16 protein-coding genes, 3 tRNA genes and 2 pseudogenes are annotated in these 24,310 nt (G+C 75.6%); 12 read left to right on the top strand and 9 right to left on the bottom strand.

Annotated features, from left to right (window positions below):
* Window positions 1-54 precede the first annotated feature (54 nt).
* Together ACIP67_RS08735 and ACIP67_RS08730 are read right to left on the bottom strand one after the other, a co-directional pair.
* Window positions 55-918: an SMP-30/gluconolactonase/LRE family protein gene (locus ACIP67_RS08735; protein ID WP_401689503.1), complete on the bottom strand. Its 864-nt coding sequence runs from the start codon at window positions 916-918 to the stop codon at window positions 55-57.
* Window positions 915-1,688 (bottom strand): IclR family transcriptional regulator, encoded by a 774-nt coding sequence (locus ACIP67_RS08730; RefSeq protein WP_401689500.1) that lies wholly within the window; start codon window positions 1,686-1,688, stop codon window positions 915-917. The genes ACIP67_RS08735 and ACIP67_RS08730 overlap by 4 nt, the downstream gene beginning before the upstream one ends.
* A 283-nt stretch (window positions 1,689-1,971) precedes the next feature.
* Here ACIP67_RS08730 and ACIP67_RS08725 point away from each other — a divergent pair, with 283 nt between their 5' ends.
* Window positions 1,972-2,571 carry a hypothetical protein gene (locus tag ACIP67_RS08725; protein ID WP_401689497.1) on the top strand — a complete coding sequence of 200 codons (600 nt, stop codon included), beginning with the start codon at window positions 1,972-1,974 and terminating at the stop codon, window positions 2,569-2,571.
* Between the two features lie 313 nt (window positions 2,572-2,884).
* Here ACIP67_RS08725 and ACIP67_RS08720 read toward each other — a convergent pair whose 3' ends face one another.
* Entirely contained in the window at window positions 2,885-3,766 is an 882-nt protein-coding gene (locus ACIP67_RS08720) for a RimK family alpha-L-glutamate ligase (RefSeq protein ID WP_401689494.1), read from the bottom strand.
* Between the two features lie 356 nt (window positions 3,767-4,122).
* Here ACIP67_RS08720 and ACIP67_RS08715 point away from each other — a divergent pair, with 356 nt between their 5' ends.
* The 6 genes from ACIP67_RS08715 to ACIP67_RS08690 all read left to right on the top strand — a co-directional run bounded on the left by ACIP67_RS08715 (window position 4,123) and on the right by ACIP67_RS08690 (window position 15,693).
* The gene (locus ACIP67_RS08715) at window positions 4,123-5,586 is read left to right on the top strand and encodes an acyl-CoA synthetase (protein WP_401689491.1); all 1,464 of its coding nucleotides are present in this window, start codon (window positions 4,123-4,125) and stop codon (window positions 5,584-5,586) included.
* A gap of 259 nt (window positions 5,587-5,845) precedes the next feature.
* Window positions 5,846-6,229, top strand: a complete 384-nt coding sequence (locus ACIP67_RS08710; RefSeq protein ID WP_401689488.1) for a CU044_2847 family protein — start codon at window positions 5,846-5,848, stop codon at window positions 6,227-6,229.
* Complete coding sequence (locus tag ACIP67_RS08705; protein ID WP_401689485.1) at window positions 6,226-7,935, top strand: trypsin-like peptidase domain-containing protein; 1,710 nt, start codon at window positions 6,226-6,228, stop codon at window positions 7,933-7,935. Before ACIP67_RS08710 ends, ACIP67_RS08705 begins: the two co-directional genes overlap by 4 nt.
* A gap of 266 nt (window positions 7,936-8,201) precedes the next feature.
* Entirely contained in the window at window positions 8,202-9,392 is a 1,191-nt protein-coding gene (locus tag ACIP67_RS08700; protein WP_401689482.1) for an AAA family ATPase, read from the top strand.
* The gene (locus tag ACIP67_RS08695) at window positions 9,382-14,265 is read left to right on the top strand and encodes an SAV_2336 N-terminal domain-related protein (RefSeq protein ID WP_401689479.1); all 4,884 of its coding nucleotides are present in this window, start codon (window positions 9,382-9,384) and stop codon (window positions 14,263-14,265) included. Before ACIP67_RS08700 ends, ACIP67_RS08695 begins: the two co-directional genes overlap by 11 nt.
* Window positions 14,266-14,655: 390 nt before the next feature.
* Window positions 14,656-15,693 (top strand): rod shape-determining protein, encoded by a 1,038-nt coding sequence (locus ACIP67_RS08690; protein WP_401689476.1) that lies wholly within the window; start codon window positions 14,656-14,658, stop codon window positions 15,691-15,693.
* A 457-nt stretch (window positions 15,694-16,150) separates the two neighbouring features.
* Here ACIP67_RS08690 and ACIP67_RS08685 read toward each other — a convergent pair.
* Together ACIP67_RS08685 and ACIP67_RS08680 are read right to left on the bottom strand one after the other, a co-directional pair.
* Window positions 16,151-16,843 (bottom strand): annotated as a pseudogene (locus ACIP67_RS08685) (AAA family ATPase); the annotation flags it as partial.
* Entirely contained in the window at window positions 16,819-17,397 is a 579-nt protein-coding gene (locus ACIP67_RS08680; RefSeq protein ID WP_401689473.1) for a right-handed parallel beta-helix repeat-containing protein, read from the bottom strand. The gene ACIP67_RS08680 and the pseudogene ACIP67_RS08685, both read right to left, overlap by 25 nt.
* Before the next feature lie 137 nt (window positions 17,398-17,534).
* Between ACIP67_RS08680 and ACIP67_RS08675 the strand changes: the two genes are divergently transcribed.
* Together ACIP67_RS08675 and ACIP67_RS08670 are read left to right on the top strand one after the other, a co-directional pair.
* Window positions 17,535-17,930 carry a hypothetical protein gene (locus ACIP67_RS08675; RefSeq protein ID WP_401689470.1) on the top strand — a complete coding sequence of 132 codons (396 nt, stop codon included), beginning with the start codon at window positions 17,535-17,537 and terminating at the stop codon, window positions 17,928-17,930.
* A gap of 291 nt (window positions 17,931-18,221) precedes the next feature.
* Window positions 18,222-18,758 (top strand): annotated as a pseudogene (locus ACIP67_RS08670) (RNA polymerase sigma factor); the annotation flags it as partial.
* Between the two features lie 384 nt (window positions 18,759-19,142).
* On the opposite strand, the gene ACIP67_RS08665 reads toward ACIP67_RS08670, so the two are convergent.
* Window positions 19,143-20,081, bottom strand: a complete 939-nt coding sequence (locus ACIP67_RS08665; RefSeq protein ID WP_401689467.1) for an amidohydrolase family protein — start codon at window positions 20,079-20,081, stop codon at window positions 19,143-19,145.
* 227 nt (window positions 20,082-20,308) lie between these two features.
* On the opposite strand from ACIP67_RS08665, the gene ACIP67_RS08660 reads away from it, so the two are divergent.
* Window positions 20,309-21,028 carry a hypothetical protein gene (locus ACIP67_RS08660; RefSeq protein ID WP_401689464.1) on the top strand — a complete coding sequence of 240 codons (720 nt, stop codon included), beginning with the start codon at window positions 20,309-20,311 and terminating at the stop codon, window positions 21,026-21,028.
* Between the two features lie 857 nt (window positions 21,029-21,885).
* Here the strand turns inward: ACIP67_RS08660 and ACIP67_RS08655 are convergent.
* The 3 genes from ACIP67_RS08655 to ACIP67_RS08645 all read right to left on the bottom strand — a co-directional run bounded on the left by ACIP67_RS08655 (window position 21,886) and on the right by ACIP67_RS08645 (window position 22,292).
* Window positions 21,886-21,962 (bottom strand) — tRNA-Ile (locus ACIP67_RS08655).
* A gap of 179 nt (window positions 21,963-22,141) precedes the next feature.
* A tRNA-Asn gene (locus tag ACIP67_RS08650) sits at window positions 22,142-22,214 on the bottom strand.
* Between the two features lie 5 nt (window positions 22,215-22,219).
* Window positions 22,220-22,292 (bottom strand) — tRNA-Asn (locus ACIP67_RS08645).
* A 160-nt stretch (window positions 22,293-22,452) separates the two neighbouring features.
* On the opposite strand from ACIP67_RS08645, the gene ACIP67_RS08640 reads away from it, so the two are divergent.
* Both ACIP67_RS08640 and ACIP67_RS08635 read left to right on the top strand, forming a co-directional pair.
* Window positions 22,453-22,758, top strand: a complete 306-nt coding sequence (locus tag ACIP67_RS08640; protein ID WP_385069805.1) for a YtxH domain-containing protein — start codon at window positions 22,453-22,455, stop codon at window positions 22,756-22,758.
* A gap of 51 nt (window positions 22,759-22,809) precedes the next feature.
* Window positions 22,810-24,273, top strand: a complete 1,464-nt coding sequence (locus ACIP67_RS08635; RefSeq protein WP_401689461.1) for an FGGY-family carbohydrate kinase — start codon at window positions 22,810-22,812, stop codon at window positions 24,271-24,273.
* Window positions 24,274-24,310 lie beyond the last annotated feature (37 nt).

Here is a 24,310-nt window from a genome sequence, read left to right as displayed (position 1 = left end):
AGGGGGCGGGGCCGTGCGGCCCCACCCCCCGGAGATCGGCGCTCGGGGCGGCGCTCAGCCGTCGAACGCCGGCTGGGCCACGCCCCGGCCCGCTCCCGGGACCACCAGCAGGGAGCCCGCCACCGGGTGCGGGGCGTCCAGGCCCACCCGGGCCGTCGTGATGTACAGGTCGGTCAGGTCGGCCCCGCCGAAGGCGCACGCCGTGACGCGCGGGGTCGGCAGCTCGACGACCCGGTCCAGTACGCCCGCCGGCGTGTAGCGGCGCACCGCCGCGCCGTCCCAGAGCGCCACCCACACGCACCCCTCCGCGTCGACCGTCAGGCCGTCGGGGAAGCCGGCGCCGTCCTCGATCTCCACGAACGGGCGGCGGCCGGAGACCCGGCCGTCCACGTGGTCGAGGACGTCGACGCGGCGGGTCGGGGAGTCGATGTAGTACATGAGGCGGCCGTCGGGGCTCCAGCCCGTGCCGTTGCTGACGGTCACGTCGTCCAGCACCACCTCGGCCGGGCCGGCCCCGGTGAGGCGGGAGAGGGTGCCGCCGCCGGGGGCCTCGTCGTAGCGCATGGTGCCGGCCCACAGGGAGCCGTCGGGGGCGACGGCGGCGTCGTTGGCGCGGCGGCCGGGGACCGGCTCGTGGTGGAGCCAGCGCAGGCCCTCGCCGTCGGCGTCCAGCAGGGCCACGCCGTCCCGGAGGTTGAGGACCAGTCCGCCGCCCGCGCGGGGCTTCGCCGCGCCGACGTGCTGGTCGACGACCCGGACCGTGCGCCGGCCGGTGGCGGGGTCGTAGGTGTGCAGGCGCGCGCCCAGGATGTCCAGCCAGAGCAGCCGGCCGGCCGCCGCGTCCCAGGTCGGCCCCTCGCCGAGGGTCGCCTCGGCCCGGACCGCCACCTCGTACGCCGTCGTGCGGGTCGCCGTCATGCCACGCTCCGGTAGCCCAGGAGCTCGGACAGCTCGGCGGCGCCCTTGGCGGCGAGCTGCTCCAGTTCGGCGCGGCGCTCGTCGCTCCAGCGGATCATGGGGACGGAGATGGACAGGGCGGCGACGACGCGGCCGGTGCGGTCGCGCACCGGGGCCGCCACACAGCTGACGTCGGGGTTGGACTCACGGCGCTCCACCGCGACGCCCCGCTCGCGGATCTCCGCCAGGGCCTCGCGCAGGGCGCCCGGGTCGGTGATGCTGTTCGGCGTCATGGCGACGAGGTCGGCGTCGTCGGGGATACGGGCGGCCAGCTCCGGCTCGGGGAGGGAGGCCAGCAGCATCTTGCCGACGGAGGTGCAGTGGGCCGGGAGGCGACGGCCGGCCGCGGACACCATGCGCACGGCGTGCGTGGAGTCGACCTTGGCGATGTAGATGACGTCCGCGCCTTCGAGGATGGCCACGTGGACCGTCTCGTCGCAGGTCTCGGCGACGGTGCGGGCCACCTGCTGGCCCTCGGCGGCCAGGTCGAGCTGCTCGGAGTACCGGCTGCCGAGCTGGTACGGGCGTACACCGAGGCGGTAACGTCCCGGCTGTCCGGGCACGGGGACGATGTATGACCGGGCGGCGAGCGTGGTCACCAGTTCGTGCACGGTGGTGCGCGGCAGTTGCAGTCTGCGCACGATGTCGGGGGCGGAGAGTGTCCCGTCCCCGTCGAGGAAGAGCTCGAGAATGTCGAGAGCTCGGGTCACGGCAGGTACGAGTCGTCCCACGACCGGCCCCCTCCCTAAGTCGACTCAGGTGCCTGTTCGAGATTTCAACAGGCGATCGGCATGACGAACACAGGCTAGTCACACAGCGACGCGGCGGGCAATGGTCGGGAGAGGTGCACCCGACGGGAAGTACCTGACGACAGGCCCGAGGAGACGTCCGAGGGGACGCCCGAGGGGACGCCCGGAGGGACGGTGGAGGGGCCGCGGAGGGACCGCGCACGGCCCTAGCACCGCCCGCGGACGGACCGCGCATGCCCCTCGGACGGACCGCGCATGGGCGACGATGGGACCCATGCCGTCCGAGAAGCGCGCCGCCGGCCCGTTCACCCGCCTCGACTTCCAGCTGGTGCTGCTGCGCCGGATGGCCGACCACAACCCGGACCTGGTGGAGGACGCCCGGCGCGGGCTGGGCGTCTCCCTGGCCGGCATGCGGGAGGCCAACAAGCGGTGGCAGGCGATGGTGCGGTCGCCGCGCGCCCGGGGCTCGCTCTCCCGGTACCGCTCGGTGCTGGGCGAGCCCGAGTCGAGGACGCCCCGCAGGATCGGCGACCTCGACTGCGAGGCCTGGCTCTGGCCGCTCCCGCTCTGGCCCGGCCTGCGCTTCGAGGTGCTCACCGCCCCGGGCGGCGCCGTCTGGAACGAGTGGCTGGTCCGCGCCCCCGGAGCCGAGCCGCCGGTCCTGCGCACCCTCGACGACCTCACCCCCTGGTCGTGCACGGTCGACGAGGCCGCCCGCGCCTTCGCCCCCGCCCGTCCCCTGGAGGGCTCGGCCCCCACCCGTTGGGGCCTGGCCTTCACCGCCCCGGACCGCCGGGGCGTACGCCGGGAGGTGGCCGCCGAGTTCACGTGGGGTCTGTTGCAGCGGACGGCGGTACGGGGGTAGCGGGGCGGGACCGGACAGGGGACCGGCGAGGGGCGTCGGCGGGAGCGGCCGGCAGGGACGCAGGCGCGGGCGGCGGGCAGGGACGCAGGCGGGAGCGGCCGGCAAGGACACAGGCGCGGGCAGCCGGCAAGGACACACGCAAGCGCGGGCAGCCGGCGAGGACACACGCGCGGGCGACCGACAGGGACGCAGACGGGAGCGGCCGGCAAGGACACACGCAAGCGCGGGCAGCCGGCGAGGACACACGCGCGGGCGACCGACAGGGACGCAGACGGGAGCAGCCGGCAAGGACACAGGCGCGGGCGGCGGGCGGTCAGCCGGTGGCGGCCGCCAGGATCGCCTCCGCGACACGGGGCACCGACTCCGGGTGCAGGAACAGGAAGAGGTTCGGCTCGACCAGTTCCAGTTCCATCACCAGCGGCTCCCCGTCGTCCCCCGTCACGAGGTCGACGCGGGCGTACAGCAGCTCGGGCGCTTCGGGGACGGCGGCCAGGGCCCGCTCGGCCACGGCGCGTTCGGCCGGGGTCGGGGTCCACGGCTCCAGCCCGGGGTGGGCGACCTTGTCCTCGTCGAAGGCGGTGCCGGGGGCCAGGACGGCCTGCTTGCGGCTGGCGTGCAGCAGCCGCCCGCCGAAGAACTGTAGGGCCCGCTCTCCCCCGGTGTCTATGGACCGCACGTAGGGCTGCACCATCGCCGTCAGCCCCTCCTCGTGCAGCCGGGCGAGGTGCCGTACGGCGGTGTCGTGCCGGTCGGGGGTGTAGCGGGCGGCGTAGCGGGCGCCCGCCCCCGAGGTGGGCTTGATCACGTACTCGTGGTCGACCGGGAGACCGGAACCGTCCCCGGCGTCCTCGGGCGCCAGGTAGCGGGTGGGGACGACGGGCACCCCGGCCGCCGCGAGGTCGCCGAGGTAGCGCTTGTCGGCGTTCCAGCGCACGACGCCGACCGGGTTCGCCAGCCGCGTCGCCTTGGCGCAGCGCTCCGCCCACGCCGTGAACTCGGCCGCCCGCCAGCTGTAGTCCCAGGTCGAGCGGATGACGGCGAGGTCGTAGGAGGCCCAGTCGGCGTCCTCGTCGTCCCAGTGCACGGCCTCCGCCTCGGCCCCGGCCTCCGTCAGCGCCCGCAGCAGGACGGGAAGGTCGCTGTCCCTGCTGGGCTCCGGGCGGGGGTCGTAGGTGACGAGGGCGATGCGGGGCACGGCGGACTCCTTCTGGTGCGGCGGGTGTCCGGGCAGGCTAACCGCCGGCCGTGCGACCGCGGCAACCCGTCCGGCCGTCACCTGCGGTGGAGGCCGCGGGCCGCTCGCCTCGGAGCCGGCCCCGGACGCGGCGGTCCGGGCCCTGGTGACGTGCGCGAACGACGCCGGCGGGCCGGACGACGTGCGTCGTGCCGCCGCCGGCGTGGTGGAGGCGGCGTAGATCACATCGGACTCCGGCGGCACCGGACGACACCCGCTCCGGGGTATGGACGATGCTGGCGGCAGCGACGTCGGCCATCCGGCGTCGGCCGCCCCGGCGCCGGTCCCCGGCGTCCGTCTTCCCGAAGGAGCACCGCGTGTCCTCTCTCTTCCCGGCCGTGACGGAGCAGCCGTCCGGCCAGGCCGCCCTGCGCTTCGGCGCCCGGTCCCTGACGTACGCGGAGCTCGCGGCGGCGGCCGGCGCCGTCGGCGGGCGTCTGGCGGGTGCGCGCCGGGTCGCCGTGTGGGCGACGCCGTCCCTGGAGACCGCCGTCGCCGTCGTGGGCGTGCTGCTCGCCGGGGCCGCGGCCGTACCGCTGAACCCGAAGTCCGGGGAGCGGGAGCTCGGGCACATCCTCGGCGACAGCGCGCCGGCCCTGGTGCTGGCCGCCCCCGGGGACGAACTGCCCGATCCGCTCAAGGGGTTCGAGCGGGTCGACGTCGACGTGCGGGCCGGCGGGGCGGCCGGTGGAGCGCGCCCCGGCTTCGGTGAGGCCGACGCCGACGACGGTGACCCCGCCCTGATCGTCTACACCTCCGGCACCACCGGCCCGCCCAAGGGCGCGGTCATCCCGCGCCGGTCGATCGCCGCCACCCTGGACGCCCTCGCCGACGCCTGGCGGTGGACCGGGGACGACGTGCTGGTGCACGGGCTGCCGCTGTTCCATGTGCACGGGCTGGTGCTGGGCGTCCTGGGTCCGCTGCGGCGCGGCGGCTCCGTACGGCACCTGGGGCGGTTCGGCACCGAGGGGGTGACGCGGGAGCTGAACGGCGGCGCGACCATGCTCTTCGGGGTGCCGACGATGTACCACCGCATCGCCGAGGCGCTGCCCGGCGACCCCGCGCTGGCCGGGGCGCTCGGCCGGGCCCGGCTGCTCGTCTCCGGTTCCGCCGCGCTGCCGGTGCACGACCACGAACGGATCACGGCGGCGACCGGGCAGCGGGTGATCGAGCGGTACGGCATGACCGAGACGCTCATGAACACCAGCGTGCGGGCGGACGGGGAACCCCGGGCGGGGACGGTGGGGGTGCCCCTGCCGGGCGTGGAACTGCGGCTGGTGGAGGACGACGGGTCGCCGGTCGCCGGGTACGACGGGGAGACCGTGGGCGAGATCCAGGTGCGGGGGCCGAACCTGTTCACCGAGTACCTCAACCGGCCCGACGCGACCGCGGCCGCCTTCACCGCCGACGGCTGGTTCCGGACCGGCGACATGGCCGTGCGCGAGCCCGACGGCTACGTCCGGATCGTGGGGCGCAAGGCCACGGACCTGATCAAGAGCGGCGGGTACAAGATCGGCGCCGGGGAGATCGAGAACGCGCTGCTGGAACACCCCGGGGTGCGCGAGGCCGCCGTCACCGGGGAACCGGACGCGGATCTCGGGGAGCGGATCGTGGCGTGGGTGGTGCCGGTGGATCCCGGGACGCCGCCGGGCGCCGACGAGCTGGCCGGCCATGTCGCCCGGCGGCTCGCCCCGCACAAGCGGCCCCGGGTGGTGCGGTACCTCGACGCGCTGCCCCGCAACGACATGGGGAAGATCATGAAGCGGGCGCTGGCCTCATGAGCGGGGCGTGATCCGGACGGACGGCCCGTGAAGTGGCCGGATTCCATCGCCTGTGACGGCACGGAGGCCCGCGAACAGGACAACCTCACGTACCGTCCGTAACAATGTCGGTGCGTAGAGCCGCAGAGCCGCAGAGTTGTGGAGTTGTGGGGCTGGAGGGCCTGAGGGCCGGAAAGCCGACGCGGTGGCGCGACACGACGGGCGACAGCGGACGACGGACGACAGCGGACGACGGGTACGACGGCACGACGGGGGCGACGTGGCAGGGCTGGTGGAGTTCAGGACGGACGACGGTGCCGTGGTCGCGGTGGAGGCCGCCGAGGAGCCGCGGCCCGGGTCGCGGCTGGTGGCCCGGGGCGACGGCGCGGTCCGGGCGGCCCGGACCTTCGAGGGCGCCCTGGAGGGCGTCCGGGCGGCCGCGGAGTCCGCGCTGCGGGTCTTCCGGGACGGCCCGCTGCGGCCCGACGGCGTGGAGATCGAGTTCGGGGTGAAGCTGGCGGCCGAGACGGGCGCGGTCATCGCCCGGGGCACGGCGGAGGGGCACCTCGTGGTGAGGCTGACCTGGTCGCCGTCGGCCGCCCCGCAGGAGCCCGCCGCCCAGGTACCCGCCCCCGCCCGGCCGGAGCCGTCCGCCGCCTCATGAAGAGCGCCGAGTGGCACGCCCGGATCGAATGCGCCGGCCAGGTCGTCGGGGCCGGCTTCCTGGTGACCCCGCGCACGGTCCTGACCTGCGCGCACGTCGTGCACGAGGGCCCCGCGGACGCGTTGACGGTGACCTTCACCGAGCGGCCCGGCTCCGCCCCCGTCCCGGCGCGGGTCGTCGCCGACGGCGGCTGGGCCGGCTCCCCCACCGACCCCGGCGACCTCGCCGTACTGGAACTGGCGGAGGAGGTCCCGATCGCACCGGCCGCGCTGGCGCCCGTCGACGCGGCGCACGCCCGGCAGCCGCGCAAGCTCGTCGTGTACGGCTTCCCGTTCGGCTACGACGAGGGCACCCTCGCCGAGTACCGCGTCACCGCACCGCAGTTGCTGAGCCGGGAGTGGCTCCAGCTGGAGGCCTGGGCGCCCGGCGGGCAGCCGCTCGCCCCCGGGTTCAGCGGTGCCGCGGTCACCCTCGTCGACACCGGCGAGGTCATCGGCATGGTCACCGCGGACTCCGGGGCGGACGGGGTGCGCACCGGGCGGATGATGCCCACCGAGGTCATGGCCCGCCACTGGCCCGGCCTCACGGGTCTCGTCCCGACCTCCGACCACCGCACCGCCGACCGCGCCCGGCTGCGCGACCTGGTCGAGCGGGCCGTGCGCGCCGGGCTGGACTGCGACCCCGTACGGCTCTACCGGGCCGCCGCCGGCCCGTTCGACCCGGAGCCGCCCGAGGAGGGCTTCGACTCGCTGCGCTCGGCCGCCCTGTTCGTGCTGTGCGAGATCGACGGCGAGGACGCGGCCGGCACCGTCGCCCGCTTCACGGAGCATGTCGAGGCGGCATTCCGGGCGCCCGTCGAGGCGCCCGCCGACGCGCCCGCCGCCCCCGAGTGGTCGCCCATCCTCGTCGACCTCCGGCACAGCGGCGCGGGCGACGGGCAGGTCCTCGTCGAGGTGTCCGCGTACAGCGGGGGGCGGCGGCACCCGGTCGGCTCCGACACCGTTCCGCGGGCCCGGCTGTCCACGTACGTCCAGGACCGCATCGACGCCGCCTTCCGCCATCTGACGCCGGGCTCGGACGAGTTGATCGCGTTCGCCCTGCCCCGGGACTGGATCGACCTGCCCGTCGACCGGTGGGCGAGCGCGCCCGACGACGACACCCCGCTCGGCTGTGTGTACCCGCTCGTCGTCACCGACCAGGCGCGCCGCAGGGCCGGCGCCCGCCACCAGCTGACCCGCGTCTGGAACCGGCTCGACACGCTGCCCGGCGCACGGGTGCACCGCGTCGAGTGCGGCGGCGCCGAGGAGCCGGCCCGGCTGCGGGTGCGGCTGCGCAAGCCCGACGCCTGTCTGGCCGGGTTCGCCGCCGCTCCGGCCGCGGCCCGCACCCGCGCCCACTTCGACACCTCGCTCACCGCTCCCGCCCCGGTGGTGGTGTGGTCCCGGGGCGGCTGCGACGGCGGCCCGGACGAGCCGTGCGCGGGCGGCGACGGGTGCGCGGGCAAGACGTTCCTCGACGAGCTCGACGCGGTCGTGTCCGGCGTCCCGCCCGCCGAACTGCCCCGCCGCGTCCTGGCCCTGCGGGAGGAGGCGGACGCCGAGGAGGGGCACTGGGCGCGGGACATCCAGCTGCTGTGGGACGACCCGCGCGTCTTCACCGACCCGCACGGCGGCATCCCCGACCACGCCCGGTCGCCCGTGGCCTGACCCGCCCCGGCCCGGCCCGGCCACCCGGCCGGAATCCGCCGCCCGGCCGCCCCCGCCCCCCACGTCCGCCCGACACCGCACGCCCGGCAATGCGTCCACCGTCCGTCATCCGTCCGTCCGTCATCCGTCCGTCATCCGTCCGTCCGTCGCCCGCCCGCCCGTTCCCTGTCCCTCCGTTCGCCGTCCACCGTCCACCGTCCACCGGTCCGCCCTTCCTCCCTCCCGCCCGCACCCCAGCCCGAGTTCGCCGCACGGAGAGATCCCCCATGCCGCACTGGTCCGTCTACACCGGGAACAGCGAGCCGCACGACGGCATCGACCGGCTGCCCGCCCCGCCGCCCTGGCGGGCCTTCGACGGCGAGCCCGTCCTGCGCCCGCCCCGGGACGGCGACGACGGGGCGGCCGTCTCCCCCGACCGTCTGCACCGCGCCCGCACCTACGTGGCGGCCCCGGAGAGCGTCCAGCTGGTCAACGCGGCACTCGTCCTGCGCCGCCCGCTGCTGGTCACCGGCCCGCCCGGCACCGGCAAGTCCTCCCTGGCCTACGCGGTCGCGCGCGAGCTGCGGCTCGGGCCGGTCCTGCGCTGGAACATCACCAGCCGCTCCACGCTGGCCGACGGGCTCTACCAGTACGACCCGCTGTCCCGGCTGTACGCGGCCCGCCAGGCGGTGTGGCGGGCCGGGAACGGCACCCCCGGAACCGGTGTCCCAGGCGCTGACGGACCCGGGACCGGCGGGCCCGGGAGCGGAGTTCCCGGAACCGGGGTACCCGGGAGCGGAGTTCCCGGGACCGGAGTTCCCGGAACCGGGGTTCCTGGACCCGGCGTGCGCGGACCCGGCGTCCGCGGTGGCGGTGCGCCCGGCGGTGTCGAGGACCACCTGCGTCTCGGCCCGCTCGGCACGGCCCTGCTCCCCCACGAGCGTCCCCGCGTCCTGCTCGTCGACGAGATCGACAAGAGCGACCTCGACCTGCCCAACGACCTGCTGAACGTCCTGGAGGAGGGCCAGTACGAGATCCCCGAACTGATGCGCGCCGCCCGCCACTCGGCCGACGGCGCCACCGCCGAGGTCCTCGCCGACGGCACGGACGCGCCGGTGACCGTGGCGCGCGGCCGGGTCCGCTGCCGTGCCTTCCCCTTCGTGGTCATGACCAGCAACGGCGAGCGCGAGTTCCCGCCCGCCTTCCTGCGCCGCTGCGTCCGCCTGAAACTGCGCCGCCCCGACCGCGAGCAGCTCACCGAGATCGTCCGCGCCCACCTCGACACCCCGCCCGGCGCGGCGGACCACCTGATCGACCGCTTCCTCACCCGCGCCGCCGACGGCGAACTCGCCACCGACCAGCTCCTGAACGCCCTGTACCTCACGGGCGTCGCCGGCCTGGACGCGGAGTCCCGCGACGCGCTCGCGGACGAGCTGATGCCGTATCTGAGCGCCACGGCGGACGGCGATGGCTTCTGACGGGGCGTGCGGGGGCGGCGGTACGGCGGTCGGCAGGCTGGCCGCGCTCCTGACCGCCGCCGGGAAGACCCCGCCCACCCCCCTGGAGCTGGCGGAAGTGCTGTGGCTGGCCGCGCGGCTGGAGGACGGGCGGCAGCAGGACGCGGCGGGCGCGCCCCCGGCGGCGCCGGCCGCCGACGGGGACCGGCCGCCCGACTCCCCCGCACCGCCCACCGGCCGGACGCACCGGGGCGAGGGCGCCGCCGCCGTCCCGCCCGCGCCGCTCCCGCCCACCGACCGCGTCCCCCTGCACCTGCCCGCACCCGCACCCGCACCCCAGCCGACGTCCCCGTCGCCGTCGTCTCCGTCTCCGTCTCCGTCTCCATCGAACGGGCAGGGCCACGGCGGCGGTACGCCCCTGCTGGCCCCCGCGCCGCCGATGCTGCCCCGCCCGCTCGCCCTCCAGCGCGCCCTGCGCCCGCTGAAGCGGACCGTGCCGTCGGCGCGCGCCCGGCTCCTGGACGAGCGGGCCACGGCCGACCGCATCGCACGGCTCGGCGCGCACCCGGACGTCTGGCTGCCGGTGCTGCGTCCGGCGCACGACCGCTGGCTGCGCCTCAGCCTCGTGCACGACACCGGCCCCACCATGCCGGTCTGGCGTCCCCTCGTCCGCGAACTGCACGCCGTCCTCGCCCAGTCGGGCGTCTTCCGCACGGTGACCCTGCACCCGGCGGGACCCGACGGCCGCGCCCCGCACGTCCCCGACCCGGCCGACGGCCGGACCGTCACGCTGGTCGTCAGCGACTGCATGGGCCCGCAGTGGCGGCCCGGCCCGGCGGGCGACCGCTGGTACGGCACTCTGCGCCGCTGGGCGGCCCGGATGCCGCTGGCCGTCGTCCAGCCGCTGCCGGAACACCTGTGGCCGGCCACGGCGCTGCCGGCCCTGCCGGGCGTGCTGGTCTCCCCGTCCGCCGCGGCCCCGGCCACCGCCCTCGCCTTCACCCCGTACGACGAGGACGCCCCGCGCCCGCACCCGGCCGCCGTCCCGCTGCCCGTCCTGGAACCGGGCGCCCCCTGGCTAGCCCACTGGGCGGCCCTGCTGGCCGCGCCGGGCGGGGCGCGCGCGCCGGGGGCGGCGGCCTGGCTGGGCCCGCGGCCCGGCGCCCCCGCCCCGGACGGCACGGGCGGCGACCCCGCCGACCCCGCCGACCTCCCGGCCCGGGACCTGGTCCTGCGCTTCCGCGCCACCGCCTCCCCGGAGGCCTTCCGCCTCGCCGGTCACCTGGCGCTGGCTGTGCCGTCCGTGCCGGTGATGCGTCTCGTCCAGCGCGCCGTGGACCGCGATCCCCGCCCGCAGCACCTCGCCGAGGTGATCCTCAGCGGCATGCTGACCGCCGTCCCCGGCCCGGCCGGCGCGTACGCCTTCCGCCCCGGCGTCCGCGACCTGCTGCTGCGGACCCTGCCCCGGACGGCGCGCGGACGCACCCGGGAACTGCTGGAGCGGGTCGGCGGGCTGATCGACGACCGGGCGGGCCTGGCGGCCGGAGAGTTCCGCGCGGCACCGGGCGACGGCAGCCGCGACGACCATGGCGACGACCATGGCGACGGCCATGGCGATCGCGGCGGTGACGGCGACGGCGACGGCCAGGGGAACGGCCGGGCGTTCGCGACGGTCAGCGCCGAGACGGTACGGCGGCTGGGCGGGGACGCCCCGCGGGCCGCCCGGCAAGCCGACGGGGAGGACGGGGAGGAGGACGGCGGCACGCTCCTCGCCGGCCGCTACCGCCTGCTGGAGCGACGGGGGCCGGGGCGGCGGCTGTGGCGGGCCGTGGACGAGCGGACCGGGGAGCCGGTCGCCGTCCACCTGTACCCCGAGCGACAGGCCCCCCAGGAGCGGTTCCTGCGGGAGGCGCGGGCCTTGGCCGAACTCGACGATCCGCACGTCGTGCGGGTCCGGGACTTCGGCGTGGAGGGGGACACCCCGTTCCTGATCGTGGAGTTCGACGACGGCGTGACCCTGACCGAGCTGGTCCGCGGCAGCGGTCCCGGCGTCTCGTTCGCCGTCTTCGCCCGGCTGGTGTGCGGCGGCACGGCGGGGCTGGACGCCCTCCACCGGCGGGGTCTGGTGCGCGGCCAGGACGGCCCGGAGGGCCTGCTGCTGCGGCCCGACGGTTCGGCCGTGCTCGGCCGGTTCGCCCTGGGCGAGGAGTCCCGGCAGTGGAACGTGGCATCGGACACCGCGGCCTTCCACCGGCTGCTGAGACAGCTGGCCCCCCACGTACCGGCCCCCGACCGGTTCCGGCCCCTGCTCACCCGTATCGCGGAGGGCCCGCTGCCGCCCGCCGCCCCGGCCCTGCTCGCGGCGGCGGGCGACACCGAGTCCCTGGACGTCCGGATGCTCGGCCCGCTGCGTGTCGGCGGCCCCCGGGACGCCCTCACCCCGCCGTCCCCGGAGGCCCAGGCCCTGCTGTGCCTGCTCGTCCTGCGCTCCGGGCGGCGCATGACCTACGACGAGTTGGCCACGGGGGTGTGGGACCGGCCGCCCGCCGGCTCCGAGGCCGCCCGCCGGGTCGACGCCCTCGCCACGGAACTGCGCCGCCTCCTGGGCCCCGGCACCCTCGCCACCACGTCCGACGGCTGGGCCCTGCACGCGGGCGGCGCCCGCGTCGACGTCTTCGACTGCGAGGACGTCCTGGCCGACCGCTCGCCCGACGGCGACCCGGACGAGCGCCGCGCCGCGCTCGAGCACGCGCTCGGCCGCTTCCGCGGGGACCCCCTCGACGGCGTCCCCGGCCCCGCCGCCCGCCGGACCCGCTCCCGTCTGCGTGCGCTGCGCATCGCCCTGCGCGCCGCGCTGGCCGAACTCGACCTCCGTCTGGGCGCGTTCGACAGCGCCGAGAGCGCGCTGGAAGCCCTCCTCCGGGAGGACCCGCACAACGACGAGGTGCACCGCCTGCGCGCCCGCGCCCGCGCCCGCGACGCCCGCCGCGACAGGGCGCCCCGCCCCCGCCCCACGCTCCTCTTCGCCGCGGACACCGGCCTGGGTTCCCGGCCCGAGGCGCGGATCTCCCTGGAGTACGCGGTGCACCAGGTCCTCGCCCGGGGCGACCTCACCCCGCAGCAGTACGAGGTGCGGGTGCTCCCCGACGGCTACCGCGTCCACATCGACCCGGACGCCTACCTGCTGCCCGTCCTCGCCGCCGTGCTGCGCTGGCTGCCCGGCCCCCTCGCCGACCTGGCGAACGCGCCGCGTCTGCGGGTGACGTTCCGGGACGGCGGCCCGCCGGACGACGAGCCCGTCCCGCTCTCCGAGAGCACCGCCGAGAGCAGCGCCGAGAGTCCCACCACGCGTCCCACCGGGAGCCCCACCGGGAATCCCACCGCGAGTCCCACCGGGAGCCCCACCGGGAGTCCCACCACGCGTCCCACCGGGAGCCCCACCGGGAGTCCCACCACGCGTCCCACCGGGAGCCCCGCCGGGAGTCCCGCCGAGAGCACCGCCCCCGTCCGGGTCCTCGTCCCGCCCGCCCTGTACGGGGTGTTCGCGGACAGCTCCGCCGCCTCCGGGCCGCACCGTTTCCGCCCGCTGTTCGGCGGCACGCCCGACGAGCCGCCGGTCGCCTGGTACTGCACGCTGCCGGCTCACCGCACCGACGACGAGGAACGCGACCTGGTACGCGGGCCGTTCATCACCCCGGACCTGGGACAGCTCGGCATACCCGCACCGGGCCGCACCGCCGTCGTCCACACCCGGCCCGACGGCCCGCTCACCCTGCTCGACCCCGCCCGGCCGCACGGCGCGTCCCCGCCCCGGCCGACGACGTACTACGAGGTCGACCTCACCCCGCACCGCGCCACCCGCCGGGTGTCCCTGCCGAGTTCCGGCAAGGGCGACTTCACGGGCAGCGTCGAGCTGTCCTGGTGGGTCACGGACCCGGTGGCGTTCGTGCACGGGCAGACCGCGCGCGTGGCGGACCGGCTGCTGGCCCACCTGCTGGAGACCGCGCCCCGCATCACCCGCCGCCACCCCCTGCGCCGGTCGGTCGGCGCGCAGCGCGCGGTCAACGCCCAGGTGGGCGGGTGGCCGGTGCCGGGGCTGGCGGTGCGGTGCGAGACCCGGCTGGGGCCGGAGTGGGCGCCGCCGCCCGAGCCGTCGCGTGCGGCCCCGGCGGCGCGCCCCGCCGACGAGACCGCCGGAAGGGCGACGCCGGCCGCCCTGCTCGCCGGGGCCGACATCGTCCTGCTCGGCTTCGACGGCCCCCTCGTCCGCCTGTTCACCGCGACGACCGCGCGCCGGGCCGCGCACGAGCTGCTGGCGCTCGCCGCCGAACACCGTTCCGCGCAGGACGCGCCGACGGGCCGTCCGCCGGCGGTGGCGGCGGGCCGGGAGTCGATGGTGCATCCGCTGGACGTACTGCGCGTCTTCGCCCGCGACCCGCTCGGCCCGTCCCTGCGCGCCCGGCTGGACACGCTGGAACTGGCCGCCGTACCGGTCGCGCCGGTCACCCACCGGGCGGTGGCCCTGGTGAACGCGCTGCACTCGGCCGGGCGGCGGGTGGCCGTGGTGACGGACGTGTGCGAGCGGGCCGTCCACCGGGCCGTGGAGTCGTACCGGCTGCCGCCGGCCGGCGTCCACGGCCGCGGCCCGGATCTGAGCCGGCTCACACCGGACCCGGACTGTCTGCTGCGCGCCCTGCGCTCCGTGGACGCCCCGGCCCCCACGGGCGTCCTGATCACCTCGTCGGTGGCGGAGCTGACCGCCGCCCAGCAGATCGGCCTGCGGACCATCGGCCTCGCCCGGAACGCGACCGCCGAGCAGGAGCTGCGGGAGGCCGGGTGCGAGGTGGCGGTGCGGTCGCTGGCACCGGCGCTGGAGGCGGCACGGTCCCTGTGACGCCGGCCGCCGGTGCGCAGGTGCAGTGCCGGTGCAGGTATCGGTGCCGGTACAGGTATCGGTGCCGATGCAGGTATCGGTGCCGATGCAGGTATCGGTATGTACGGTCCCGTGTGGGGGCGTACGGTCCGGTGCCGGGCCCTCGGCGTCCGTCCTCCGGCGCCTCGCCACCCGCACCTCCTTAGCACCTCGCCGCCCGCTCCCCCTCCCTCCGCACGGGACACCCCGCGCGGAACCCCCGTTCGGCGGCGCCCCGCCCGGCCCCCTCCAGCGGGCGCCCGCTCTCCCGGCCCCGCACGATGCGTAGGAGGCCACCGCCCGGCGGCCCACTCACCACGGCCCGCCGGCCCGGCGGGTCGTGCACGGCCTGCGCTCTCGGGAGGATCTGCCATGACCGCCAGTCTGGAGCAGTTGCGCCGCTGCCACTTCGCCGTCGATCTGGGGGCGGCGCGGACGCGGGTGTACGTGAAGGGGGCCGGGCTCGTCGTCGACCAGCCGTCCGCCGCCGCCGTGAACACCCGGACCGGCGCGCTGATCGCGGTGGGCGAGCTCGCCGAGCGGATGACGGGCCGCACCCCGCACTACATCCGCGTCGTCCGCCCGGTCTCCGGCGGCACGGTCGTCGACATCGAGATGGCGCAGCGCATGCTGCGGCACCTGCTCGGCGACAAGATCCGCCGCCAGCTGCGCCGCAAGCCGTTCCTGCGCGCCGCCGCCTGCACCCCGCACGACGCCGACCCGCTGGCGCAGCGCGCGGCGATCGAGACGCTGGTCGGGCTGGGCGCCCGGCGGGTGGAACTGGTCGACACGCTCATCGCGGCGGCCGTCGGCTGCGGGCTGCCCGTCGAACGGCCCGAGGCCACCATGATCATGGTGTGCGGGGCGGCAGCCACTCAGGTCGCCGTCCTCTCCCTCGGGTCGATCGTGACCGCCGAGCGCGTGCCCGTCGGCGGCGAGGCGGTCGACCACGCGATCGTCCAGCACCTGCGCCACGAGCACGAGCTGATGCTGCCGAGCCAGTCCGTACGGCCGCTCCAGCTCGCCCTGTCCGGCAACGGCCTCACCCCGCACGGCCCCGCCTCCACGGAGATCCACGGCCGGGACGTCGCCACCGGCCTCGCCCGTTCCGTCCAGGTCGACACCGCGGCCGTCCGGGACGCGATCGAGACGCCGCTGACCGCGGTGCTCGACGGCATCGGACGGGTGCTGCGGGAGTGCCCGCCCGATCTGGTGGCCGATCTCGCCGACCGCGGGATCATGATGGTCGGCGGGTCCGCGCTGCTGCCCGGGTTCGACCAGATGCTGCGGCAGGCCACCGGCATGCCGGTGCACATCGCCGAGCGGCCCGACATCTGCGCCGCGCAGGGCCTGGGCGCGATGCTGGAGGGCCGGATCAAGCCGCTGGCCCTTGACCCGAGCACCGCCTGAGCGACCGCGGCCGTCGGATCGACGTACCAGCCGCCGCCCACCACCAGGATGAACCGGGCCCGCTCCGGCGCAGGCAGGCCGCGCAGGATGTCGAGCGTGGCGGCGTCCGCGGTCTCGACCGCCACCACCACGGCGTCGGCCTCCTCCATCGCCGCCGGCACGATGTGCGGCCTGCGCTCCAGGCAGGACGCCAGACCGACCTGGGTGATCGGGTCGGCGGCGTGCACGGCTACACGGGGCTTGCTCATGTCATCGTCCTCAGTCTGGCCGGCTCCTGCCGCACGGTCGTGTGGAGGCCTGCGGAGGAGGAACGGAACACGGTGGTCGGCCGGTCGGGCCGGCCACCGTGGTTCGATGGGGCGACCGAGGAAAAAGTTCGGAACGGATCGGAAAGAGTTCGGAACCGGTCCTCAACCGGTCCCGCACCGGTCCCGCACCGGTCCCGAGCCGGGTCGGGTCAGACGGTCAGGTCCTCGACGAGCAGCAGCCGCAGTTCGTCGAGGGTCGGGGCGGCCGACGCGCTCAGCCGGAACGCCTGACGGGTGACCAGCGGCTCGAAGACCTAGCGGGCGTGGCGGGCGTTGCCGAAGGAGTGGTCGCGTTCCATCGACGCGAAGTGCTCGCGCAGCCGGTCCGGCAGTCCCGGCCCGCAGGTGTAGCCGCTCGCCTCGGCCTGCCGTTCCACGATGACGACCAGGTCGTCGGGCGCGTAGTCGGCGAACTCGACGCGGTGCGAGAACCGGGAGGACAGTCCCGGGTTGGAGGCCAGGAAGCCGTCCATCTCCTCGGTGTACCCGGCCACGATCACCACCACGTCGTCGCGGTGGTCCTCCATCAGCTTCACCAGCGTGTCCACGGCCTCCCGGCCGAAGTCCGCGCCGCCGCCCCCGTCCGACTGCGAGGTGAGGGTGTACGCCTCGTCGATGAACAGCACCCCGCCGCGGGCCTTCTCGAACGCCTCCGTCGTCTTGATCGCCGTACCGCCGATGACCTGCGCGACCAGGTCCTGACGGGCCACCTCCACGATGTGCCCGTACCGCAGCACCTCCATCTCGGTGCGGCGCCGCGCCATCTGGTTGAGGCTCACCAGGGTCTTGACCTCGCGCTTGACCGAGTCGAGGCCGATCAGCGACTCGAGTTCGGCCAGGGGCGAGGTCCGGGACCGCTTCCGCGGCCGGCCGCCCTGCCCGCCCTGCCCGCCCTGCCCGGGCTCGTCCGCGTCCGCACTCGCGCCCGCGCCGGCGTCCGCGTCTCCGGCACGGTCGCGGTCGCCGTCCGCGGTGGGCCGCCGGGCCGGATCCGCCGGTGCGGCATGGGGGTTCCGGGGTGCGGGGCCCCCGTCGCCTCCCGCGTATCCCCGTGCGCGTCCTCCGCTCCGTTGGACCGGCTGACCAGCTGCTCCGGCAGCGTGCTCTCACTCACCACGGTGCGCCGCAGGCCGCTGCCGCCGTTCTCGAAGGCGGCGCAGTTCCTGAGGACGACGCGCTCCGCGGTGTGCAGCAGGATGCCGTCGCCGGTGTTCTCGAACGCCTCGCAGTCGGTGAGCGTGCCCGTGCCGCGGGCCGCGCTCCTGCTCGGCGCCGGGGCGGCCGTGACAGCGGCCGGCCTGGCGGCCGGCTGGTTCGTCGTCGACGGCGCGGGGCACTCCCCGGGCGCCCTGCCGCGGACGGGCGACCGGAAACCGGCGGGGTACACCTCGGTCACCCCGTCCGTCCTGGCGGCCTCCACCGGGCTCCGCCGGCCCCACGTCCGCCGCACCGAGCGCCTCGCGGTCCGCCCGTTCGACGGCACCCGCCGCCGACAGGACGGAGAGCGTCCGGACCGCGGGCGACACACAGACCGTGGCGGCGGCAGCGGCCGCCCCGTCGGCGCCGGCCTCCGCCACCCCGTCCGCCACACCGGAGTGGACGACCCTGTGCGTCCAGCCCGACCAGGCGCTCGGGTCCGGCGCCGCCTGGAGCACCAACCGGACCCGGATGGTGATGCAGAACGACGGAGACCTGGTGATCTACGACGAGGACGACCGCGCCCGGTGGTCGTCCGGCACCTCGGGCAGCGGCAACAGGGCCTACTTCCAGGGCGACGGCAACCTCGTCGTGTCCGACGGGAACGGCACGCCGCTCTGGCACACCGGGACCCAGGGCCACGACGGGGCGATCCTCTGTCTTGGCGCCGACGGCAACGTCAACATCATCTACCAGGACCAGGCCATCTGGTCCGCCCACACGGGGCACTGATGCCGACCCGGCAGCCCCGTGCCGCCGCCCCGCACGCAGCTCTCCGGCCGGGCCTCCCCCGGCCGGGCCCGCAGCCCCGTCGACGACTCTAGGACACCCCGCGGCCGACGAGGGCACCGCGGGCCGGGAGGGGCACCGAAAGGGAAGCCCCGTCGTCCCGTTCGTGCCCTCGTCGGCCCCGTCCGACGGCGGGGAAGAGAGCTGACCGCCGGAACCGGCGAGGCGACCGCCGACCCGCGCCACCACGACATCCGTACCGGTACCGCCACCACAGTCACCAGGGAGTCATCCGTGCTGCTCGCCGCCGACACCGAGACCCTCGCCGCGCGTGCGGCGGCAGGCGACCGGCAGGCCCTGGACGCCCTGCTCCAGGCGATCCGGCCGGAGGTGCTCCGGCGCTGCGGGCGGTTCCTGCCCTGCCGCGAGGACGCCGAGGAGGCCGCGCAGGACGTGCTGCTCCAGGTGGCCCGCAAGATCACCACGTTCGAGCGGCGCAGCCGGTTCAGCACCTGGCTGCACACCGTGGTCGCCAACTGCGCCCGCCAGAAGTACCGCGAGCTGAAGCGGCGGTCCGCCGAGCAGCCGCTGCCGGCGGAGGAGACCCACCGGGCGGACCCGCGCACCACGAGCGTGATCGCGGGCTCGCGCATCGACCTCCTGGAGGCGCTCGAACGCCTGGAACAGGACCATCCCGCACTGGTCGCGCCACTGGTCTACCGGGACATCTGCCAGATGGAGTACGCCGAGATCGCCGACCGCACCGGCCTGCCCCTCGGCACGGTCAAGTCCCGCCTGCACAGCGCGCGCCAGTGCGTACGGCAGTGGCTGAGGCCCGGCTTCCAAGACGGCCGGGGCGCGCCCCCGCTATCCCGTCCGGTCGGGCTCGACCGACGCGTCCACACCACTGCGCCGGAGAAGCCGCTCGACGCCACCCCGGTCCTCACCGGCTTCCCCAGCCCCCTCACCCGCCACGTGAACACGGTCATGGCCACGGGACACCTGATCCTGCTCACCCCCGCCGGCCGCTCCACAGCCGTGGCCCACGGCATCACCCTCGAACCCGACCAGTACGTGACCGCGCCTCCCGGCCGCGGCTACCTCACAGCGGGCCGCAGATCCGTCCTGCTCCAACTGGCGGTCCCCGGGCAACGGCCCTGAGCATCGCCCGTCGGTCTCCTGGACGGCGCCGGACCCGGCGACCGCCCCACCGCGTCACGACCGGACCAGCCGAGGGACGAGGAGTTCGGCGTTGCCGCGGTTGACGGCGTGGAGCCGGCCGGGTTCCCAGTGCGGGTACTCGTCCAGCCCGCTGTCGAAGCCGGTGCCCCACTCCTCGGGGAGCATGGGGAAGTCGCTGCCGTACAGGACGTGTTCGGGTGCGGCGAAGGCGAGCAGTGAGGGCAGGGCGGCCGGGCCGGCGGAGAGGGCGGTGTCGAAGTAGAAGCGCCGGAGGTCGCTCAGCAGGCCGTCGGGGGTGGAGTCGGGGCGGAACCGGGCGGCGACCGCGAAGCGGTGGGCGGCGTACGGCAGGAAGCCGCCGGCGTGGGGGAGGATCATCCTGATTCGGGGGTACCGCCCCGGCACACCGTTCAGCGCCAGGTGCAGGGCCGTGCGGGCCGTGTCGTAGGGGAAGTCCACCAGGGGGCCGGGCAGTCCGGGGACCGGCGCGACCGGCGGCGCCGTGGGGTGGACGAGGACGACCGCGGCACGGGCGTCCAGCTCGGCCCAGAGCGGCTCGAACGCCGGGTCGCCGAGGTAACGGCCGTGCACGCTGGACAGGACCGTCAGTCCGTCGGCGGCCAACTCGTCCAGCGCACGGGCGGCCTCGGCGAGCGCGGCGTCCACGTCGGGCAGGGGGAGGACGGCGAAGTGACCGAAGCGATCGGGCCGGTCCTTGACGACCTCGGCGGTGTAGTCGTTCACGCTCCGGGCGCCGGCGCGCGCTCCGGCGGAGTCGTCCGGGGCGGCGAGGGGGGCGGGGAAGGACAGCAGGCCGGTGGCGATGGACCTGCGGTCCATGACCGCGATCGCGCCCTGGACGTCCCACGCGGGAGCGGGCCATCCCAGGGCCGCGGCCCGCTCGGCCATCGCCCGGCCGCGGTCCGGTGGGACCAGGTGCTGGTGCACGTCGATGCGCGCGGGGTCCGACATGTCCGTCCGAGCCTCCTCGGATGCGGCGTCCTACGGCCAGTGACGCACGCACGGAGGCCGCCGGCAACACGAGCGGGTGAAAGGGCGCGAGCACCACGCGCATCGCTCCGACGGGCACGACGTGACCTGAATGGCGGACTTCCGCACCACGTGAAAACCTGAAGGGACGGAGGATCAAGTCCCCGCGCGGGAACGACGGATGAGCTGTCGCAACGGAGATGGTCCCGATGCCGGACGTCGAACCGAGAGCCACCCACGGAATGGTGGTGATGGGCGAGGAGACGGTCTATCTGTCCCACATGGGTATGTTCATGGTTCCCCACGCCGTTCAGAACGTCCTCGAAGTCACCCTGAGGAGCGCGGCAGGTGACGCGCGGCAGCTCTACGTCGACGACCGGCGGACCACGGGGACGGCTGTCTACACCCTGGCCCCCGAGCGGTTCCGCCTCTCCGATCTCGTCGCCCCGGAGGGCCAGGAGCCCAAGCTCACCTCGTTCACCGGAACGTTGTTCCGAGGTCATTTCGAGCGGGGCGGCACCCCCATCCTCGACCCGGTGACCGTCGACGTGCAACGCGTCGTCCATTTCCGGCGCTTCGTTCACGACGCCCCCCGGCCCGGGGCGCTGAACTACCTGGCCTACGGGAAGGGGAACGAGCTCTTCCTCGGGCACTGGATCACCAGGGCCCCGGACTTCGACCACCATGTCGCGGTGCGGCAGGTCCCGGGCGGCGCGGGCGATGTGCTCACCGACGACCTGCTGCGGAAGGGCCCTCGGCTGGAGATCGCCGGAAGGGCGGACCGTCCGGAGGACAGGCTGCACGAGAGCGACCAGGTGACCGTGAGGTTCCTGGACGGCGGACCGGCCGGCATCGATCTGCGGCTGGCGGTGGAGCGGGAGTTCTACGAAGAAGAAGGGGATCTGGCCACCGAGATGCACGCCCACTGACCCCCGTGCACCGGGCCCTCTCACCGGGAGCGACATGCACCCCGACCGTGTCGCCGCCGACGGGCACACGCCCTGTCACGGCAACCTGGCCGCTTGGGGCGAGGACGCGTTCAGGGTCGCGGGCTTTCGGTCCGGGCCGTACGGCGACGGCCGGCACCTGGACCGGGCCCGGTTCGACGCCGCCCTCCTGGAGGCGGCCCGGGTCGGTGGTGCCCGCGCCGGCATGCCGGGCGCGTCCGCGGCGTCCAACGGCGGCCGGACCGTCGGCAGGTCACCACGGGGGACGGCAGCGTGCTGGAGGCCGGGTATCCCGTCGACGCCACCGGCCGGGCGGCGCGGCCGGCCCGCCGGGCCGGGGCGGCGCTGGTCCGCTGCGACCATCTGGACGCGGTCGCCGGGCTGCTGGGGCCGCCGACGACGGGTCGGCGGAGCCGGAGCGGGCCTCGCCGGCGGAGTCCGCCCCCTGGGGCTGGTGGTACACCGCTCCCCTGCCCGGTGGTGGGCGGATCGTGACGGCGAAACGCCGCCACCGCGACCGATCCCCTGGCCGCCCGGGGGCATCGTCACCGCGCCGGCCACCGGCTCGGTCGCGGCACGGGCGATCCTGGCCGGCCGGGCCGGTGAGACCGGCGCTCTGGATTGCCTACGCCCGGCGCATCGCAGCCGTGCACGCCGAGTACCTGAAGGCACGGGCCGCGCAGTACCGGCGCGAACAACGCTGGGACACCCCGTTCCGGCGCCGCCGACACCGAGGCCGGCGTCGTGTGTCCGTCATGGGGCCGAGGTCGTACCGGTGACGGTCGAGCACGGTGGTGCTCCAGAACCCTCACGGAACGTTTCCGCAGGTCGCAGGATGATGGTGGGGCGGGTGGGACTCGAACCCACGGCCGGCGGATTATGAGTCCGCTGCTCTAACCGGCTGAGCTACCGCCCCATAGCGGCGTGTCGCGTACATGTGTGCGCGCCGTCTGCCGCAGCATAGCCGCTCATACGATCTCACGCTCCGTCTGGTCCGACGTCGCACGACCTTGAGGACCCCACCACGACCTGCGTGGTTCCCCCTCGGCGTGACCCACATGAAAAAGGACCCCTACGGGGTCCTCGATCACGATGCTCCCCCGACTGGACTCGAACCAGTAACCTGCCGGTTAACAGCCGGCTGCTCTGCCAATTGAGCTACGGAGGACCGAGCTCCCCCGACTGGACTCGAACCAGTAACCTGCCGGTTAACAGCCGGCTGCTCTGCCAATTGAGCTACGGAGGAATGCCTCGTTGCATCGAACGCACCTACCTGGGTATTCGCCAGGGGGCGGACGCTCGCTGCGACACATACATTAGCGCAAGCAGGGGGGTGCTCCGCCAATCGGTTCCCCCCGACACCGATTGCCGCGCCAAGTGACCTACACGAGGGAAGGGTGGCCGTCATGCGCTACCGGCTCACATTCGTCGTCGGACTCGCCCTGGGTTACGTGCTGGGCACGAAGGCCGGGCGGGAGCGCTACGAGCAGCTGAAGAAATCCGCCCGGCGGATCTCGCAGAACCCCGCCGTGCGCAACACGGCGGAGACGGCGGCGCAGCAGGGCCGTCAGTTCGCGGGCAGGGCCTACCACGTGGTGAGTGACAAGGTCGGGGACCGGATGCCCGACTCGGTCGCGGACCGGGTGCGGTCCCTGCGGGAACGCTCCGCCCAGAGCGACGGGGCGGACGACTGGGGCACCAGCAACACCTAGGGACACCGGAGCCGACACGGCCACCCCCCGCGGTACGGCAGAATTTTCGCCATGGGGATAGTCGCCGGGTTGGACAGTTCGCCCGATTTCACTCGTATCGTCGTCTGCGACACGGACACGGGGGCCGTGCTGCGGCAGGGATATGCGCCGCACCCGGTCGACAGTGCCGAGGGCGGCGGCCGGCCCAGCGATGTCGACCCCCAGGCCTGGCTGCTCTCCCTCGGGGAGGCGGCCGGCGGCGGACTGCTCGAAGGCGTGCAGGCCATCGGTGTGTCCTCGCAGCAGAACGCGGTCGTGCCGCTGGACGCGCAGGGCACCACCGTCCGGCCGGCGATGGTCGGCGGCGACAAGCGGGCGCAGGTCGCGGCGGCCGACCTGGTCGACGCGCTCGGCGGGCGCGAGCCGTGGGCGCAGGCGGTGGGATGTGTGCCGCAGGCCGCGCAGCCGGTGACCAAGCTGCGGTGGCTGGCGAAGAACGAGCCCGACGCGGCGCTGCGCACGGCCGTGCTGCTGCAGGCCCACGACTGGCTGGTGTGGCAGCTGCTCGGGCGGCCCGTGCGGCGGACCACCGACCGGGGCGGGGCCTCCGGGACGGGGTACTGGTCGGCCGCGACCGGCGGCTACCGGCCCGATCTGGTCGAGCTGGCGCTCGGCCACCAGGTCATGCTGCCCGAGGTGATCGGCCCCTCGGACGCGGCCGGCACCACCCCGGAGGGCCTGCTGATCTCCGCCGGGACCGGCGAGACCATGGCGGCCGCGCTCGGGCTCGGCATCGGACTGGGCGACGCGGTGGTCTCCCTCGGGGCCTCCGGGTCCGTCATGGCCGTGCACCCCGAGGCGCTCGTCGACCAGAGCGGGATGATCACCTCCCTGGCGGACGCGACGGGCATGCATCTGCCGGTCGTCACCACCCTGAACGCCGTGCGGACCCTGCGGGGGGCCGCCGAGCTGCTCGGGGTGCCGGATCTGGAGACCCTGTCCGACCTGGCGATGAAGTCGACGCCCGGGTCGCACGGGCTGGTGCTGCTGCCCTACCTGGAGGGCGAGCGCACACCGAACCTGCCGCACACGGCCGGCACGCTGGCGGGGCTGCGACGGGAGTCGATGAAGCCGGAGCACTTCGCGCGGGCCGCCTTCGAGGGCATGCTGTGCGGGCTCGCGGACGCGCTCGACGTGCTGCGCGGGCGGGGCGTGGAGGTCCGGCGGATCTTCCTGCTCGGCGCGGCGGCCGAACTGCCTGCGATGCAGGCGGCGGCGCCCGCGCTGTTCGGCGCGCAGGTCGTCGTACCGCAGCCCGCCGACTACGCGGCGATCGGGGCGGCGCGGCAGGCCGCCTGGGCGCTCGGCGTGTCGCAGGGCACCCTCGATCCGCGGACGCCGCCGGCCTGGCAGGGCCCGGCGGCACAGGTCCGGGACCCGGGCGAGGAACTGGCCGTCGGTCAGGCGGTGCGGCAGCAGTACGTGTCGGTGCGCGAGCAGACGCACCCGGGCGCGCTCCGCTCGCCCGGCGCGTAGGCCCTGTCGTCCGGAAGACACGCCATAGCACGCTGCC

Origin of the sequence: Streptomyces sp. NPDC088812 (assembly GCF_044750285.1) — a bacterium.
Classification (GTDB): domain Bacteria; phylum Actinomycetota; class Actinomycetes; order Streptomycetales; family Streptomycetaceae; genus Streptomyces.
Note: the sequence above shows the minus strand (reverse complement) of the source record. Positions and strands in the feature narration are given on the sequence as shown.

Excerpts from the sequence above, each read along its gene's own strand:
- ACIP67_RS08735 (WP_401689503.1), bottom strand. The coding sequence starts at position 918 with ATGACGGCGACCCGCACGACGGCGTACGAGGTGGCGGTCCGGGCCGAG.
- ACIP67_RS08725 (WP_401689497.1), top strand. The coding sequence starts at position 1,972 with ATGGGACCCATGCCGTCCGAGAAGCGCGCCGCCGGCCCGTTCACCCGC.
- ACIP67_RS08705 (WP_401689485.1), top strand. The coding sequence starts at position 6,226 with ATGAAGAGCGCCGAGTGGCACGCCCGGATCGAATGCGCCGGCCAGGTC.
- ACIP67_RS08700 (WP_401689482.1), top strand. The coding sequence starts at position 8,202 with ATGCCGCACTGGTCCGTCTACACCGGGAACAGCGAGCCGCACGACGGC.
- ACIP67_RS08695 (WP_401689479.1), top strand. The coding sequence starts at position 9,382 with ATGGCTTCTGACGGGGCGTGCGGGGGCGGCGGTACGGCGGTCGGCAGG.
- ACIP67_RS08690 (WP_401689476.1), top strand. The coding sequence starts at position 14,656 with ATGACCGCCAGTCTGGAGCAGTTGCGCCGCTGCCACTTCGCCGTCGAT.
- ACIP67_RS08665 (WP_401689467.1), bottom strand. The coding sequence starts at position 20,081 with ATGTCGGACCCCGCGCGCATCGACGTGCACCAGCACCTGGTCCCACCG.
- ACIP67_RS08660 (WP_401689464.1), top strand. The coding sequence starts at position 20,309 with ATGCCGGACGTCGAACCGAGAGCCACCCACGGAATGGTGGTGATGGGC.
- ACIP67_RS08640 (WP_385069805.1), top strand. The coding sequence starts at position 22,453 with ATGCGCTACCGGCTCACATTCGTCGTCGGACTCGCCCTGGGTTACGTG.
- ACIP67_RS08635 (WP_401689461.1), top strand. The coding sequence starts at position 22,810 with ATGGGGATAGTCGCCGGGTTGGACAGTTCGCCCGATTTCACTCGTATC.